Origin of the sequence: Nonomuraea sp. NPDC050786 (assembly GCF_040654115.1) — a bacterium.
In the GTDB taxonomy this organism is placed as follows: Bacteria; Actinomycetota; Actinomycetes; order Streptosporangiales; family Streptosporangiaceae; genus Nonomuraea.
Window position 1 is genome coordinate 88,573 of the sequence record NZ_JBFAHJ010000025.1, and the last position, 15,132, is coordinate 103,704.

Genomic DNA, 15,132 nt, shown 5'->3' on the forward strand with positions numbered 1-15,132 from the left:
TATCGGTCGGATGGGCGCCGGAGCTCCCTGTTGGCGGGGCGTGCGGATGTGCGAGGGCATCCCCACGACCGGTGCCCAATTTCTATGGTGTAGGGATCTCACCACTTAAACGGATAAGTTACAATAGCCAGCCTGCGAGGTTGCCAAAATGTTTCCCCTCGCAGCGCCGCTGACCTGTGGCTACATGGCCCGTGAAACGGTTCGGTCACGGTCGGCGGGAGCGGTGCTGCCCCGGGGCAGCAGGCGCGCCGGCGGCCCCTCCAGGCTCCCCGTCTCCCCGCTTTCGATCAGCCGGAGCAGGGTCCGCGCGACGTGCGCGCCGGAGGCCGGGATGTCCCGGGTCACCGCCGTGAGCGACGGCCGCACCACCTGGGAGAGCGGCGAGTCGTCCCAGCCCACGATCGACAGGTCGGCGGGCACGTCCAGGCGCATCTCCTGGGCCACGGAGAGCCCCGCCACCGCCATGATGTCGTTGTCGTAGACGATCGCGGTGGGCCTGGCCCGGGAGCTGAGCAGCCGCCGGGTCGCCCGGGCCCCCTGCTCGCCCGTGTAGTCGGTGTGGGCGACCGGATGCTCGGTGACGCCCAGCTCGGCGCAGATCTCCGAGAACGCCTCGTCCCTGATCCTGGTGTGCAGCAGCGCCGGCAGCCCGGCCACCCTGGCGATGCGCCGGTGGCCGAGCGCCGCGAGATACTCGATCACCTCGCGCAGCACCGCCACCTCGTCCGACCAGACCGCGGGCAGCGAGCCGGCGCCCGACGGGTGCCCCGTCACCACCGCCGGCATGCCGAGCCGCTCGACCACCGGCACCCGGGGATCGTCGGCGTGCAGGTCGACGAGGATCGCGCCGTCCACCCTGCCCTCGCCCCACCAGCGCCGGTAGACCGCGATCTCGGCCTCGTGGTCGGGCACCACCTGCAGCATCAGCGCGCACGAGCTGGCCGCCAGCTCGTCCTCGATGCCGCTGATCATCTCCATGAAGAACGGCTCCACGCCGAGGAAGCGTGCGGGGCGGCACAGGACGAGGCCGATGGCGTCGGCCCTGGCGCCGCTGAGCGAGCGCGCGGCCAGGTTGGGGCGCCAGCCGATCTCCTGGGCGATCGCCTGGATGCGCTCCCTGGTCTCCGCGGAGACGCCGGGCTGGCCGTTCAGGGCATAGGAGACGGCGCCCTTGGACACGCCGGCCCGCTTGGCGATGTCGGCGATCGTTGGCCTCTTCACCCCGTGCTCCTCCCGCGAACCTGACTGAACCGTATCAGCGATATTGTGCGCCACCCTCGCCTATTTCGTCTCCGGCGGACAAGGGCCCGTCACCAGGGACGACGCGTCAGGCGGCCATGAAGCGGTTCAGTTGAGGAGGAGGGGCGGCCATTGCCACTGAACGGGTTTGGTGATGGCATGTCAGCCGATCCCTCTGCCTTATGGAGTCCAGATGTTCGTTGACATGCCGCTCGCGCAGCTGCGCGAGTACCTCCCCGAACGCACCGAGCCCGCCGGCTTCGACGCCTTCTGGGAGCGCACGCTCGCCGAGGCCCGCACCCACGACCTCGCGGCCGAGTTCACCCCCGTGCCGTCCCCGCTGACCGTCGCCGACGTGTACGACGTCACCTTCGCCGGATTCGGCGGCCACCCGATCAAGGGCTGGTTCCTCCTGCCGCGCCACGCCGCGGGGCCGGTGCCGTGCGTGGTCGAGTACCAGGGGTACGGCGGCGGCCGCGGGCTGCCGATCGACTGGCTGCTCTGGCCCAGCCTCGGCTACGCCGTCTTCGTCATGGACAGCAGGGGCCAGGGCGCCGCCGGATGGCGGCGCGGCGACACCGCCGACCCCTTCCCCGGCACCGGCCCCACCACGCCGGGCGTCATGACCAGCGGCATCCACGACCCGGACGCCTACTACTACCGGCGGCTCTACACCGACGCCGTGCGCGCGGTCGAGGCCGCCAGGTCGCACCCCATGGTGGGCGCGGTCGCCGTCAGCGGCGGCAGCCAGGGCGGGGCCATTGCGCTGGCCGCCTCGGCGCTGGTGCCCGGCCTCGCCTGCGCCTTCATCGACGTGCCGTTCATGTGCCACATCAGGCACGCCACCGAGATCACCGGCGAATACCCCTACGCCGAGATCGCCGCCTACTGCCGGGCGTTCAAGGAGCGGGTGGAGCCGGTCTTCGAGACCCTGGCGTACTTCGACGGCGTCAACTTCGCCGCCCGCGCCACCACGCCGGCGCTGTTCTCGGTCGGGCTGCAGGACGGGATCACGCCGCCGTCCACGGTGTTCGCCGCCTACAACCACTACGCCGGCGAGAAGGACATCAAGGTCTACCCGTACAACGGGCACGAGGGCGGCGAGTCCGCGCACGCCATGGAGCGCATCGCGATGGCCGGGAAGGCACTCGGGTGAGCGAGGGTGACGCCGTCTCGCGTGGCGGACGGGAGGCGGCGTCACCCCGTCGCGCAGACTAGGCTTATCAAGCACGTCAGCCGAACGACGAGAGAGACCATGAAGACCTTCGAAGAGCTGTTCGCCGAGCTGTCAGAGAAGGCCAGGACCCGGCCCGCGGGCTCGGGCACCGTGGCCGCGCTCGACGCCGGCGTCCATGCCATCGGCAAGAAGGTCGTCGAGGAGGCCGCCGAGAGCTGGATGGCCGCCGAGCACGAGTCGGACGACAGGGCAGCCGAGGAGATCTCGCAGCTCCTCTACCACGTGCAGGTGCTCATGATCGCCAAGGGCATCGGCCTCGACCAGGTCTACAAGCATCTCTAGGGCGCCCGGCGCCCGCCACCAAGCCCCTGGAGAAGCAAGAGCGAGACAATTCGAGGACCTGACATGCTGCGTCTGGCAGTACCGAACAAGGGCGCGCTCAGCGAGGCCGCCCAGCAGATGCTCAAGGAGGCCGGCTACCGGCCCCGCAGGGACAGCAAGGAGCTCGTCGTCGTCGACGAGGCCAACGACTGCGAGCTGTTCTTCCTGCGCCCCCGCGACATCGCCGTCTACGTCGGCGAGGGCACGCTCGACGCCGGCATCACCGGCAGGGACATGCTGGTCGACTCCGGCGCGCCGGTCGAGGAGATCATGCCGCTCGGCTTCGGCGCCTCCACCTTCCGCCTGGCCGCCGCGGCGGGCACGATGACCTCGGCCGAGGACCTCAACGGCCGCCGCGTCGCCACCTCCTACGCGGGCCTGCTCGACAAGTACCTCTCCGACCAGGGCGTCGACGCCCGCGTGATCAAGCTGGACGGCGCCGTCGAGACCGCCATCCGGCTCGGCGTGGCCGACGCGGTGGCCGACGTCGTGGAGACCGGCACCACGCTGCGCAACGTCGGCCTCGAGGTGTTCGGCGAGCCGATCATGCGCTCGGAGGCCGTGCTGATCAAGCAGCAGGGCTCGCCCGAGACGCAGGCCGTCGACCAGCTCGTCCGCCGCTTCCAGGGCGTCGTGCACGCCCGCGACTTCGTCATGATGGACTACGACATCCGCGCCGAGCGCATCGAGGAGGCCATCGCGCTCACGCCCGGCATGGAGGGCCCCACGGTCTCGCCGCTGCACCGCGAGGGCTGGGTCGCCGTGCGGGCCATGGTCCGCCGCCACGGCCACCAGCGGGTGATGGACCAGCTCTGGGACATCGGCGCGCGGGCCATCCTGGTCACCGACATCTACGCCTGCCGCCTGTGACTCCTCGCCCTCCGGCGCCGGTCTGACAAATGTCATGGCCGACGCCGGAGGGATCGCACTTACCCCCGGAAAACCCGGCCTCTAGCGTTCTTCTCATGAACGCCATCGTGTTCGACCACGTCAGCAAGCACTACGGGGACGTGCTCGCCGTCGACGACCTCTCGCTCGCCATCGAGCCCGGCAAGACCGTGGCCCTGCTCGGCCCCAACGGCGCCGGCAAGTCGACCTCCATCAACTTGCTGCTTGGCCTGCTCAAGCCCACCCGCGGCACGGTCTCCATCCACGGCCGAACCCCCGACCAGGCGGTCAGAGCGGGCGAGATGGGCGCGATGCTGCAGAACGGCGCGCTCATCCCCGAGCTGTCCGTCAAGGAGCTCATCGACCTCGTACGCCGGCTCTACCCCCGGCCACTCGGCCTCGAGGAGATCCTCAAGCTGGCCGACCTGACCGACCTCGCGAACCGCCGGGCGAACAAGCTGTCCGGCGGCCAGTCGCAGCGCGTCAGGTTCGCCCTGGCCATCGCGGGGGCGCCCAGGATCCTGCTGCTCGACGAGCCGACCGCCGCCATGGACGTGGAGTCCAGGCTGCGGTTCTGGGCCGGCATGCACGACTACGCGGCAGACGGCAGGACCGTGCTGTTCGCCACCCACTACCTGGAGGAGGCCGACGAGCACTCCGACCGGGTGATCGTCATCGCCAAGGGGCGGCTGGCCGCCGACGGCACCGCCGCCGAGATCAAGGCCGCGGCGGGCGGCCACACCGTCAGCTTCTCCCTCGGCGACCAGCCCGCGGCCGGCCTCGACCGGCTGCCCGGGGTCACCGTGGTGGAGGTCGTCGCCGGCATCGTCACCCTGCACACCACCGACACCGACGCCACCCTCGCCGGGCTCTACCGGGGCACCGCGCTCGACGTGCGCGGGCTGAAGGTCTCCGGCGCCGACCTCGAAGCCGCCTTCCTCGCCCTCACCAAGGAGTCCTGATGCTCTACTACGCCAAGACCGAGGCGCTGAGGATGCTGCGCAACCGGCGCTACCTCATCTTCGTCGTCGCCTTCCCCGTCCTGCTCTACGTGATCAACGCCAACATCTACGGCAAGCAGACCGACGCGGGCGGCGTGCGGTACAGCGTCATCCTGATGGTCTCGATGGCCGCCTACGGGGCGCTGGCCTCGTCCATGATGAGCACGGCGGTGCCGTGGGCCACCGAGCGGCAGTCCGGGTGGCTGCGCCAGCTCCAGATCACCCCGCTGCCCAACTGGATGATCATCGCGACCAAGCTGGGCACCGCCATGCTGCTCGTGCTGCCCTCGCTGGTGCTGGTGAGCGTGGTGGCGGTGGTGCAGCAGGGCGTGTCGCTGTCGCCCGGCACGTGGGCGTCCGTGCTGCTCGCGATGTGGCTGGGCGTGCTGCCGTTCGTCGCGCTGGGGCTGGCCATCGGCTCTGTGCTGTCCGCGGACGCGGCCCAGCCGGCCGCGATGCTCTGCATGTTCGCGCTGGCGATCGCCGGCGGGCTGTGGTTCCCGCCCGAGGTGTTCGGCGACACCCTGCGCACGATCGCGGAGCTCACCCCCTCCTTCCACTACGCCCGGCTGGGCCAGAGCCTCGCCGCCGGCCACGGCCTGCCCATGACGGACGTGCTGGTCGTCGCCGGATGGGGGGTCGCGCTGGGAGCCGTGGCCGTCTTCCTCTACCGGCGGGCTACCGTACGGGCATGAGCTTCGCCGACAAGATCAGCTTCGGGGACGCCGAACGCAAGCCGTCGCGCAAGCGGCGGCTGCTCGGTGTGTCCGTGGGCATGGTCTACCTGGTCTTCCCCGTCACCGACATCCTGTCGGGCAACCTCACCGGCGCCCGGGCGGTCTGGGCGGCGGCGCTGCTCGTCGCCTTCGTCTCGTCCTTCCTGGCGACGGTGGTGGCCAACAGGAGCTTCTTCGAGCGCAGCCGCCTGACGTACCCGCTGCTCGTGGTGACCAGCGTGCTGGGCGTGGCGGGCGCGCTCGCCTTCGGCGGCTCCTGGCTGAGCCTGCCGGTCTACTGCGTCGTGCTGTACGGGTTCACGCTGCCGCCCCTGTGGGCCGTCTGGGGCGTCCTCACCAGCCTCGCGGTCGTCGTCGGCGCCGGCCTGGTCAACCGGACCGAAGCCGACACGATGATCGTGCTGGGGCTGCAGGTGGTGACGCTGGGGGTGCTGTTCATCAGCGTGCGCAACACCAGGGTGCTCTCCGTCAAGCTGCGCGAGGCCCAGGGCGAGGTGGCCCGGCTGGCGGCCACCGAGGAGCGGCTGCGCATCGCCCGCGACCTGCACGACCTGCTGGGGCACAGCCTGTCGCTGATCGTGCTCAAGAGCGAGCTGGCCGGGCGGCTGGCCGAGGGCTCGCCGCAGGCGCACAAGGAGATCGCCGACATCGAGTCCGTCGCCAGGAAGGCGCTGGAGGAGGTGCGCGAGGCCGTCACCGGCTACCGGCAGCGGAGCCTGCCGGAGGAGCTCGACAGCGCCAGGTCCGTGTTACGGGCGGCGGGCGTGGCGGCCGAGGTCCGGGTCTCGGGCACGCCGCTGCCGAGCCTGATCGACGGGCTGCTCGGCTGGTCCGTACGCGAGGGCACCACCAACGTCGTGCGTCACGCGCGGGCCACGCGCTGCGAGATCAAGGTGACGTACGACGGCCGGCAGGCCACCCTGGAGATCGTGGACAACGGAAAAGGCGGCGACGGGCCGTACGAGATGGGCAGCGGCCTGAGCGGGCTGCACGAACGGGTGGAGGGCGCGGGCGGCACGGTGGCGGCCGGCCCTCTGCCGGGCGGCGGCCACCGCCTGCGGGTGCTGGTCCCGGCCGGGACGGAGGCGTCCGAGTGATCCGCGTGATGCTGGCCGAGGACCAGGGCATGGTACGCGGCGCGCTGGCGTCCCTGCTGGGCCTGGAGCCCGACATCGAGGTGGCCGGCGAGGCCGCCGACGGGATGGAGGCGGTGGCGGTCGCGGCCGAGACCCGGCCCGACATCGCGCTGCTGGACATCGAGATGCCCGGCATGGACGGGCTCGCGGCCTGCGCGAAGATCACCCGGGAGGTGCCGGGGTGCCGGGTGATGATCCTGACGACGTTCGGGCGGCCCGGCTACCTGCGTACCGCCATGGAGGCGGGAGCGTCGGCGTTCCTGGTCAAGGACAGCCCGGCCAGGGAGCTGGCGGCGGCGATCCGGCGGGTGCACGCGGGGGAGCGCGTGATCGACCCCGGCCTGGCGGCGGCCGCCCTCAGCGCGGGACCCAACCCGCTGTCGGGGCGGGAGCGGGACGTGCTGGGGGCGGCGGCGGACGGTTCCACCATCGGCGACATCGCGCACAAGCTGCACCTGTCGGAGGGGACCGTGCGCAACTACCTGTCGTCGGCCATCCAGAAGACGCACGCCCGCAACCGCATCGAGGCCGTGCAGCGCGCCCAGACGCAGGGCTGGCTCTAGCGGCTAGTGCCCGCCGGCCGAGGTCACCTGCCTGATCAGGTCGGAGACGCGGACGATGCCGAGGCAGCGGTTCATCTCGTCGGTGACGACCAGGTCGTCGTAGACGCGGGCCGCGTCCCTGCCCGCGGCCTGCATGGCCGCGATCGCCGGGGTCGTGCGCGGCACCGTGCGCGGCGGGTCGGCCAGCCGCCGCGCCGGTTTCTGGCCGTGCAGGGCGTGCCCGTAGCGGGCCGCGAACGACAGCAGGAAGCGGCTCCGGTCCAGGCTGCCCTTGGGCCGCTGGAACTCGTCCACCAGGATCACGCTGGTGATCGTCGGCTCCTGCCCGAACGCCTTGACCGCCTCCTCCGCCTTGGCCTCCGCGGGCAGCGTCACCGCCGGGATGAGCAGCTCCTGGACGCGCGGGCCCAGCATGGCCGCGGAGGGCTCGTCGGTGACGGGCAGCGGCACCCGTACCTTGCCGTCAGGTCCGGGGGCGAGCAGGGGGCCGTGCGCGAGGCGTACGCCGAGGCCGCGGGCCGCCGCGAGCTGCGGCTCGCGTTCGACGCCCGGCGCGAGCACGTGGGCGCCGATGCCGCGGGCGAGAGTGACCACCGCCCGCGCCACCGCCGACGCGCGGTGGTCGCCGGGGATGCGCGCGACCAGCTCGGGATCGAGGGCCAGCAGGTACGGGCCCGCCTCCGTGGCCAGGTCGAGGGCCGCGCCGACCGTCCCGACGTCGGCGAAGCCGAGGAGGTAGCCGATCGTGCGCAGGCCGTCGAGCCCCACCCTCAGGAGCGGGCGGTCCTGCTCCTGGCACGGTCCCGTCAGCAGCAGGATGGCCTCGCGCGGATGCCGGCCCGCCCTTCTGAGGGCTTCGTGCAGCGGGGCCAGCGCGCCCGCGCCGGCCAGCACGACGCGGACGGGCAGCTCCAGCACCATGGGCAGAGGGGCCGCCCTGAGCGTGCCCGCGGAGTCGACGACCGCCGGGTGGGCGATGACCGCCCCGGTGTCGAGATCCACCACCGGGCTGGTGAGCAGGGAGGACACGTTCAGATGCTGCTCCAACAGCGGAGGGCGCAGAAGCCCCGCGAGCCAGAATTAACCGACATTTCGCTTTGACTCCGCGGGCGCCGGGGAGCGGCCGCCTTCCGTTAGCCTTCGGGGCATGAGTGCGCGTCCGGCCAGGGGCGGCGGCCGGTGGGTGACGGTGCCGCCGGAGCGCCTGCATCCGTGGATCGACGGGTTCGCGGACCGTCACGGGCCCTTCTCGGCCTCCGGTGACGACCGGGTCGTCCGCCTCGAGGCCGCCGACGGGGCGCTGGCCGAGCTGCACGTGCCGTTCCCGCCCATGACGCCGCCGGGGCCGCCGCACGTCACCCGGCTCGTCGCCCACGCGCGGGCGGAGCGGCGGGTGGGGGTGTTCCTGGTACGGCTCGGCGGCTACGCGGCCGGGGTCTTCTCCGGGGCGTCGCTGGTGGCCTCCAAGGTGGGGTCGCGGCTGGTGCAGGGGCGCACGGCGGCCGGCGGGTGGTCGCAGCAGCGCTTCGCCAGGCGCCGGCGCAACCAGGCGGCCCAGGCGTACGACGACGCGGTGGAGACGGCGGTGCGGGTGCTGACGCCGTACCTGGGGGAGCTGGACGGGGTGGTGCTGGGCGGGGACCGCCGGGCCGTGGACGCCCTGCGCGACGACCGGCGTCTCGCCCCGCTGCTCGCGCTGGAGGTCGAGCCGTTCGTGGTAGTCCCGGATCCGAAGCTGGCCGTGCTCCGCGACACCCCGGCCACCTTCCGCGCGGTCCGTGTCCGCGTGGTGGATCCCTCCGGCGTCACCCCTCCGGGATGACCTCGAGGTTCTTACCGCGGCCGTCCAGTGGGCGGTTTTCTGTGCGGCTTGCCAGCGATGCGATACTCTTCGTGTCTGTACGAACACGTAGGGAGCCCAACATGGTCATGACATCACGCAGGCGGCCCTGCAGGCTCACGCCCGAGACCGACACCGCACCGCTACCCGCCACAGCCCGCGAGCTGTTCGACGCGCTGCCGCCCCTTCCGGGCCTCCGTACCGAAGTCATCGATGGAAGATTGATCGTGAGCCCCGTCGGCACCCCCGAGCATGCGAGAATCGCGATGCTGATCTACCGTGCGTTGCTTCCTCTGCTCGTTGAACGCGGCTGGGACGGCTTCGCGGGCAATGTGGACGTCTGCATCGATGGACCGCGGACCCCGCTCGAGCCCGATTTCGTGGTCGCCCCGCCTGACTGCCGTCGCTGGGGCGACCGGGAGTTGCTGTCTTCGAGTCTGTTGATGGTGGCCGAGGTGATCTCGCCGAGCAGCGCCGAAGACGATCGGGTGAAGAAGCCTCCCATGTACGCCGCAGGCGGCGTTCCGGTCATGCTTCTGGTGGACCCGATCGCCACACCGCCCACCGTCACTGTGCTCAGCGACGCCAAAGAAGGCGAATACCAGACCGTCACCCGCGTCGCCATGGGCTCCACGGTGCACATTCCCGACCCGATCGGCTTTGACCTCGATACCGCCATCTTCTCCCAGCTTTAAGACCTCTCGAAGTGACGACCTCGTAGGGACGCACAGCGGCGGGCGGGGGTCGCAGCAGTGCTTCACCCGCTGCTCGCGCTGGAGGCTGAGCCGTTCCTGGCAGTGCCTGATCCGAAGCCGCCCATCCTCGAGACACTCCGTCGTGCGTCCTCCGCGTCACCCGGACGCGCGTCGTCGACCCGGTCTGAAGGTCGCGCGCTGATTCAACGCGATGTCCCCTCACGGCCCCTCGTGACCGCTTTGAGAGTTTGAGACGATTCAAAAGAATCTTGAATGCCGCTATGATGCCAGAGTTCACGGTGGGCCGCGCCCAGCGGTCCACCAGCGTTTTCTGCATCCAAGAGCAGCACGGCCTCGTGAGGATCGATGGCGACCAGAAACATCAAGGAGGTCGCGCAGCTGGCGCGCGTCTCTGTGGGCACGGTGAGCAATGTGCTCAACCGCCCGGAGATCGTGTCCCCTGCCACACGCGAACGCGTCTTCGAAGCGATCAAGAAGCTCGGCTTCGTCCGCAACGAGGTGGCCCGCCACCTGCGGGTGGGCCGTAGCCGCACGGTCGGCCTCGTCGTGCTCGACGTCTCCAACCCGTTCTTCGTGGACGTGGCCCAGGGCGCCGAGTCGGTGGCCGACGACCACGACTCGATGGTGGTGCTCTGCAACAGCGCCGGCGACCCCGGCCGCGAGCGCCGCCACCTCGACCAGCTCGAACAGCAGCGGGTCATGGGCATACTGATCACCCCGGTCGAGATGGAGAGCCCCTGGCTGGAGGAGCTGGCCGGCCGCGGCACGCCCGTGGTGCTGGTCGACAGCCCGGCGACCGGGCTGCAGTGCTCGGTGGCGGTCGACGACAGGCTCGGCGGGCAGATCGCCGGCGCCCACCTGATCGAGAGAGGGCATCGCAGGATCCTGTTCGTCGGGGGGCCGACGTCCATCAGACAGGTGGCGGACCGGCACGCGGGCGTCAGCAGCGCCGTCGCGGCCGCCGACGGCGCCGTCGAGCTGCTCACCTCCACGTCCCCGACGCTGACCGTCGCGGAGGGCCGGGCCGTCGGCGAGCGCGTGGCCGCCCTGCCCCCGGAGGAGCGCCCCACCGCGGCGTTCTGCGCGAACGACATGATGGCGCTGGGCTTCTTACAGGCCATGGCGACGCACGGACTCCGCGTGCCCGAGGACCTGGCCATCATCGGGTACGACGACATCGACTTCGCCGCCGCGGCGGCGGTGCCGCTGTCCTCCGTCCGGCAGCCGCGTGAGCTGCTCGGGCGTACGGCCATCGACCTGCTGCTCGAGGAGGTCGCGGACCCCGAGCAGCACCGGCACAGGCAGGTCATCTTCCAGCCGGACCTGGTGATCCGCGAGTCGAGCGCGCGGCGCCGCGACGCCTGACCCGGCACCGTCCTTCCATGAACCGTTTCATTCAGCGCTGCCGTCTGCCCTGAACCGGACGAGCGCGCTGTAGGAGTCCCCTTGACCGAGCTCTACCGCAACCCCCTGGCCACCCCCGCTGACCTGGCAGGCTTCCGCATGGAGGGCGACGGCGCCACGTCCTTCCCGCAGGGACGCCTGCGCCTGGAGAGCCTCAGACCGCCTTCAGACGGCCAGGCGGCCAACCTGGTGCTCTGGTGCCCCGAGGAGTTCCCCGCCGACGTGCGGATCGAGTGGGACTTCTGGCCCATAAGAGAGCCGGGCCTGGCCATCATGTTCTTCCACGCCAGAGGCAGGAACGGGGAGGACCTGTTCGACCCCGGCCTGGCGGCGCGCACCGGTCCCTACGACCAGTACCACCATGGCGACATCGACGCCTACCACGTCTCCTACTTCCGCCGGATGTGGGCCTCGGAACGCTCGTTGCACACCTGCAACCTGCGCAAGAGCCACGGCTTCCACCTGGTCGCGCAGGGTCCCGACCCGCTCCCGGCGGTGCTCGACGCCGAAGGCCCGTACGCCATGCGCCTCGAGGTCAAGGCCGGGACGATCACGTTCGCGGTCAACGATTTGGTCTCGTTCCGGTGGCAGGACGACGGCTCGATCGGCGGTCCGGCCCTGGCAGGAGGCAAGGTCGGGTTTCGGCAGATGGCACCGCTGATCGGAGAGTACGCAAATCTCCGGGTCTCTCGTCATTGACTTTGAGTCGATTCAACACTAATTTCGCACCAACCGCCGTTCACTGGCCCGTAACTGGGCAGGAACCACGGTGCAACAACCCCACCCCCGTATCCGTGCACATGCCACGAGAGGTGGTGCCGGATGAATCATCCCGCCATGTCGATCAGGATCCAAGCTGCCTGCTCAGAGCTTATCTGGGCGGTCCGCCTCAACCTGATGTGGCTCGTCTTCACGCTCGCTGGAGGCGTGGTTCTCGGGCTCGGGCCCGCCACCGTGGCCGCTTACTCGCTGGCTCGGCGGCATGCTCGCAATGAAACGTTTCATGACTGGACCGAATTCTGGACCGTCTACCGACGGGAATTCGTCCGGGCCTCGCTGCTGGTCCTGCCGGCGGCGGCGCTGGCCACCGTCCTGGTCGGCAACTACCTGTACCTCTCCGCACTCGGGCCCAGCATGGGAGCGTTGCGGATCGCGACCTTCGTGGCGCTCATCGCACTGGCCGGTGTGGGAGCGTACGTAGGGCCGCTCTACGCGCACTACGACCTGCCGCTGCGGGCCTACTGGCCCAAGGCCGCACAGCTAGCGCTCATGCGTCCGGCCTCGTCCGTGCTGTTGCTGCTAGCGCTCTCAACCATCGCCTACGCGACCTCGGCGGCACCCGTCCTCGCCGTGTTGATCAGCTTCGGCGCGTGGATCTACCTCAATACGTGGCTCTGCCAGCGCTTCTTCCAGGAGAACGAGGCGCAACTGCATTCGAAAGGGAACTCATGAGCGCATCCCGTCGCCGGCGGCTCATTGCCGGGGTGTTAACGCTAGCGGCCGCACTCACGGCTTCGGCCTGCTCAGGCGGCAGTGACGGCGGTGAAGCTGACGGCAACACGCTGACCATGATGGTCCCGCTGTTCGGCACCGCTCCCAATCCCAAGGGGGAGATCCAGCAGGCGGTCGAGAAGCTGGTCGGCAAGAAGCTCAACATCACGTGGGTCCCGAACGCCGAGTACAACGAGAAGACCAACGTCACGCTCGCGTCCAGCTCGATCCCCGACGTCATGGTGATCCAGGACAACAAGGGCCCGTCGTTCGTCAAGGCCGCGCAGGCCGGTGCGTTCTGGGATCTGACCGACAAGCTCGACAAGTATCCGAACCTGAAGCCGAAGTCCGAGCAGGCCTGGCTCAACTCCAAGACCGACGGCAAGAACTACGGCATCTACCGGGTGCGTCCCCTGCTGCGTTCGGCGATCATGATCCGCAAGGACTGGCTCGAGAAGCTCAACCTGAAGCTGCCCGAGACCACCGACGACCTCTACCAGATCGCCAAGGCGTTCACCGAGAAGGACCCGGACGGCAACGGCAAGAAGGACACCTACGGTCTGATCCTGCCGAAGTGGCCGGGGGTCAACTTCTCCGCCTCGAGCCCCTACAACGCGATCGATGTCTGGTTCGGCGCCCCGAACGACTACGGGATGCGGGACGGCAAGCTCGTCCCCGAGTTCGACGTCCCGGAGTTCTGGGAGGCCCAGAAGTACATCAAGAAGTTCATCGACGAGGGGCTGACCAACCCCGACTGGGCCACGCTCGACACCGCCAAGTGGGATGACCCGTTCATCCAGGGCAAGGGCGGCATCACGATCGACGTCAACGTCCGCGTGGGCTCGCTGTTCGACAAGTTCAAGGAACTGGACCCGACGACCTACGACAAGAAGGTCGCCATGGCCGGCAACCTCAAGCGGCCCGACGGGAAGAAGTTCTCGCTCCCCTTCACCGGCTTCAACGGCATCGTGTCCATCTCCAAGCAGCGCATCCGGACCGAGCAGCAGCTCGACGACGTGCTCAAGGTTCTGGACAAGCTGGCGTCCAAGGAGGGCTCGATCCTGGTCAACAACGGGATCGAGGGGCGCAACTTCAAGGTCGAGGACGGCTTCGCCGCCAAGATCAACGACCAGGATCCGGCGATGAAGACCATCAACAACGACGTGGAGAAGGCCTTCATCCAGCTTGGCATGACCTCCAGCGTCGGCGTCGCCGGTGAGGCGTACGAGTGGAAGCGCCCGAGCAAGGCCGAGCAGGAGTGGATGAAGTACCGGGACGAGGTGGCGAAGCTCGACCTCGAGACCGCCGTGCACGACCCGTCCCTGCCGGTGATCTCACCCACCCTGGTGGAGAAGGGTGCCACCCTCAACCCGATCCCCACCGACGCCCGGATCAAGTACCTGGCAGGTGAGATCAACGAGGACCAGTTCAAGGCCGAGATCAAGCGTTGGTACGACAGCGGGGGCACCCAGGTCCTCGCCGAGCTCCAGGACCGCATTTCCAAGCTAGGCGTAGGCGGCTGAGCCGAATTCACTGAGGGGCCCGGGAACACCCCGGGCCCCTCCCCGCGAAAGGAGGCCGCTGTGGCCACTGACTTGGCGCCGCCTGCCACGAAGGCGGCCCCCACGGCAGGCAGGCGTAAACGGGGCAAGGGGACGGTACGCTCGGCGCTGCTGCGCTACCGCTGGCTGTATGTGATGCTCCTGCCTGGTCTGGCGTACTTTGTCATCTTCAAGTACCTGCCGATGTACGGCCTGACCATCGCCTTCCAGGACTTCGTGCCGTTCCTCGGCTACTCCGACAGCCCCTGGGTCGGGTTGAAGCATTTCGAGGAGCTGTTCACCGGGCCGGACTTCGGTCGCCTGCTGTTCAACACGCTGTTCCTCGCGCTGCTGACTGCGATCTTCGTCTTCCCCGCGCCGATCATCATCGCGCTGATGCTGAACGAGCTGCGGATCAACGTCTACAAGCGGTACGTGCAGTCGCTGATCTACATCCCGCACTTCCTGTCCTGGACGATCGTCTTCTCGCTGACGTACATCCTGTTCTCGGTGGACTTCGGCGTGATCGCGGGGTGGATCCGCGACCTGACCGGCGGTGCCAAGGTCGACTACCTCGCACAGTCGGAGTGGTTCCGGCCCCTGGTCATCTTGCAGCTGCTGTGGAAGACGTCCGGCTGGGGAACGATCATCTACCTGGCCGCCCTTGCGGGCGTGGACCCGCAGTTGTACGAAGCCGCGCGCATGGACGGCGCCGGCCGCTTCCGGCAGTTCTGGCACGTCACGTTGCCCGCCATCCGTCCCACGATCGTGGTCATGGCCATCCTCACCTCCGGGAACCTGCTCGACCAGAGCTTCGAGCAGATCTGGTTGCTCACCAACTCGCTCAACCGCTCGGTCGCCGACGTGTTCGACACCTTCGTCTACTACGTCGGTGTCACGCAGGGCGGCTACAGCTACGCCACCGCGGTCGGCCTGTTCAAGGGCATTGCGGGCGTCGTCCTGATCTTCGGCTCCAACTGGCTGGCCAAGCGCATGGGCCAGCGGGGACTGTTCTAGG

General features: G+C 69.5%; 16 protein-coding genes. 14 read left to right on the forward strand and 2 right to left on the reverse strand.

Translation table 11 applies throughout. From position 1 onward, the window contains the following. Positions 1-180: 180 nt before the first annotated feature. Positions 181-1,221, reverse strand: coding sequence for a LacI family DNA-binding transcriptional regulator (locus AB0H84_RS36220; RefSeq protein WP_357614679.1), 1,041 nt, complete (start codon positions 1,219-1,221; stop codon positions 181-183). Positions 1,222-1,432: 211 nt separating this feature from the next. On the opposite strand from AB0H84_RS36220, the gene AB0H84_RS36225 reads away from it, so the two are divergent. The 7 genes from AB0H84_RS36225 (at position 1,433) to AB0H84_RS36255 (ending at position 7,122) form a co-directional block, all read left to right on the forward strand. Further along, a complete protein-coding gene (locus AB0H84_RS36225; RefSeq protein WP_357614682.1) occupies positions 1,433-2,395 on the forward strand; it encodes an acetylxylan esterase in 963 nt (320 codons plus the stop codon). Positions 2,396-2,494: 99 nt separating this feature from the next. Then, positions 2,495-2,758, forward strand: a complete 264-nt coding sequence (locus AB0H84_RS36230; protein WP_020547470.1) for a phosphoribosyl-ATP diphosphatase — start codon at positions 2,495-2,497, stop codon at positions 2,756-2,758. Positions 2,759-2,821: 63 nt separating this feature from the next. Further along, positions 2,822-3,667: an ATP phosphoribosyltransferase gene (gene hisG, locus AB0H84_RS36235; RefSeq protein ID WP_357614685.1), complete on the forward strand. Its 846-nt coding sequence runs from the start codon at positions 2,822-2,824 to the stop codon at positions 3,665-3,667. A 95-nt stretch (positions 3,668-3,762) separates the two neighbouring features. Continuing rightward, positions 3,763-4,647: an ABC transporter ATP-binding protein gene (locus AB0H84_RS36240; RefSeq protein ID WP_357614688.1), complete on the forward strand. Its 885-nt coding sequence runs from the start codon at positions 3,763-3,765 to the stop codon at positions 4,645-4,647. After that, positions 4,647-5,381 (forward strand): ABC transporter permease, encoded by a 735-nt coding sequence (locus AB0H84_RS36245; RefSeq protein WP_357614691.1) that lies wholly within the window; start codon positions 4,647-4,649, stop codon positions 5,379-5,381. Before AB0H84_RS36240 ends, AB0H84_RS36245 begins: the two co-directional genes overlap by 1 nt. Then, the gene (locus AB0H84_RS36250; protein WP_357614694.1) at positions 5,378-6,520 is read left to right on the forward strand and encodes a sensor histidine kinase; all 1,143 of its coding nucleotides are present in this window, start codon (positions 5,378-5,380) and stop codon (positions 6,518-6,520) included. Before AB0H84_RS36245 ends, AB0H84_RS36250 begins: the two co-directional genes overlap by 4 nt. After that, on the forward strand, positions 6,517-7,122 hold the full coding sequence (locus AB0H84_RS36255; RefSeq protein WP_357614697.1) for a response regulator transcription factor: 606 nt from the start codon (positions 6,517-6,519) through the stop codon (positions 7,120-7,122). Before AB0H84_RS36250 ends, AB0H84_RS36255 begins: the two co-directional genes overlap by 4 nt. Before the next feature lie 3 nt (positions 7,123-7,125). Here the strand turns inward: AB0H84_RS36255 and AB0H84_RS36260 are convergent, their stop codons facing one another. Beyond that, the gene (locus AB0H84_RS36260; protein WP_357614700.1) at positions 7,126-8,151 is read right to left on the reverse strand and encodes an EAL domain-containing protein; all 1,026 of its coding nucleotides are present in this window, start codon (positions 8,149-8,151) and stop codon (positions 7,126-7,128) included. Positions 8,152-8,269: 118 nt separating this feature from the next. Between AB0H84_RS36260 and AB0H84_RS36265 the strand changes: the two genes are divergently transcribed. The 7 genes from AB0H84_RS36265 to AB0H84_RS36295 all read left to right on the forward strand — a co-directional run bounded on the left by AB0H84_RS36265 (position 8,270) and on the right by AB0H84_RS36295 (position 15,131). Beyond that, positions 8,270-8,944, forward strand: a complete 675-nt coding sequence (locus AB0H84_RS36265; protein ID WP_357614703.1) for an acVLRF1 family peptidyl-tRNA hydrolase — start codon at positions 8,270-8,272, stop codon at positions 8,942-8,944. A 101-nt stretch (positions 8,945-9,045) separates the two neighbouring features. Continuing rightward, positions 9,046-9,657, forward strand: a complete 612-nt coding sequence (locus AB0H84_RS36270; protein WP_357614705.1) for a Uma2 family endonuclease — start codon at positions 9,046-9,048, stop codon at positions 9,655-9,657. 366 nt (positions 9,658-10,023) lie between these two features. After that, positions 10,024-11,043, forward strand: a complete 1,020-nt coding sequence (locus AB0H84_RS36275) for a LacI family DNA-binding transcriptional regulator (RefSeq protein ID WP_357614708.1) — start codon at positions 10,024-10,026, stop codon at positions 11,041-11,043. 81 nt (positions 11,044-11,124) lie between these two features. Beyond that, positions 11,125-11,781 (forward strand): DUF1961 family protein, encoded by a 657-nt coding sequence (locus AB0H84_RS36280; protein ID WP_357614711.1) that lies wholly within the window; start codon positions 11,125-11,127, stop codon positions 11,779-11,781. A 138-nt stretch (positions 11,782-11,919) separates the two neighbouring features. Continuing rightward, positions 11,920-12,534 (forward strand): DUF624 domain-containing protein, encoded by a 615-nt coding sequence (locus AB0H84_RS36285; RefSeq protein ID WP_357614714.1) that lies wholly within the window; start codon positions 11,920-11,922, stop codon positions 12,532-12,534. A 116-nt stretch (positions 12,535-12,650) separates the two neighbouring features. Then, positions 12,651-14,096, forward strand: a complete 1,446-nt coding sequence (locus AB0H84_RS36290; protein ID WP_357614717.1) for an extracellular solute-binding protein — start codon at positions 12,651-12,653, stop codon at positions 14,094-14,096. Between the two features lie 60 nt (positions 14,097-14,156). Next, positions 14,157-15,131 carry an ABC transporter permease subunit gene (locus AB0H84_RS36295; RefSeq protein WP_357614720.1) on the forward strand — a complete coding sequence of 325 codons (975 nt, stop codon included), beginning with the start codon at positions 14,157-14,159 and terminating at the stop codon, positions 15,129-15,131. The last annotated feature ends 1 nt before the right edge of the window (position 15,132 follow it).

What these genes read in the sequence shown, in the direction of transcription:
- AB0H84_RS36225 (WP_357614682.1), top strand. Translation starts at nt 1,433, where the DNA reads ATGTTCGTTGACATGCCGCTCGCGCAGCTGCGCGAGTACCTCCCCGAA.
- AB0H84_RS36230 (WP_020547470.1), top strand. Translation starts at nt 2,495, where the DNA reads ATGAAGACCTTCGAAGAGCTGTTCGCCGAGCTGTCAGAGAAGGCCAGG.
- hisG (WP_357614685.1), top strand. Translation starts at nt 2,822, where the DNA reads ATGCTGCGTCTGGCAGTACCGAACAAGGGCGCGCTCAGCGAGGCCGCC.
- AB0H84_RS36240 (WP_357614688.1), top strand. Translation starts at nt 3,763, where the DNA reads ATGAACGCCATCGTGTTCGACCACGTCAGCAAGCACTACGGGGACGTG.
- AB0H84_RS36245 (WP_357614691.1), top strand. Translation starts at nt 4,647, where the DNA reads ATGCTCTACTACGCCAAGACCGAGGCGCTGAGGATGCTGCGCAACCGG.
- AB0H84_RS36250 (WP_357614694.1), top strand. Translation starts at nt 5,378, where the DNA reads ATGAGCTTCGCCGACAAGATCAGCTTCGGGGACGCCGAACGCAAGCCG.
- AB0H84_RS36265 (WP_357614703.1), top strand. Translation starts at nt 8,270, where the DNA reads ATGAGTGCGCGTCCGGCCAGGGGCGGCGGCCGGTGGGTGACGGTGCCG.
- AB0H84_RS36270 (WP_357614705.1), top strand. Translation starts at nt 9,046, where the DNA reads ATGGTCATGACATCACGCAGGCGGCCCTGCAGGCTCACGCCCGAGACC.
- AB0H84_RS36275 (WP_357614708.1), top strand. Translation starts at nt 10,024, where the DNA reads ATGGCGACCAGAAACATCAAGGAGGTCGCGCAGCTGGCGCGCGTCTCT.
- AB0H84_RS36285 (WP_357614714.1), top strand. Translation starts at nt 11,920, where the DNA reads ATGTCGATCAGGATCCAAGCTGCCTGCTCAGAGCTTATCTGGGCGGTC.
- AB0H84_RS36290 (WP_357614717.1), top strand. Translation starts at nt 12,651, where the DNA reads ATGATGGTCCCGCTGTTCGGCACCGCTCCCAATCCCAAGGGGGAGATC.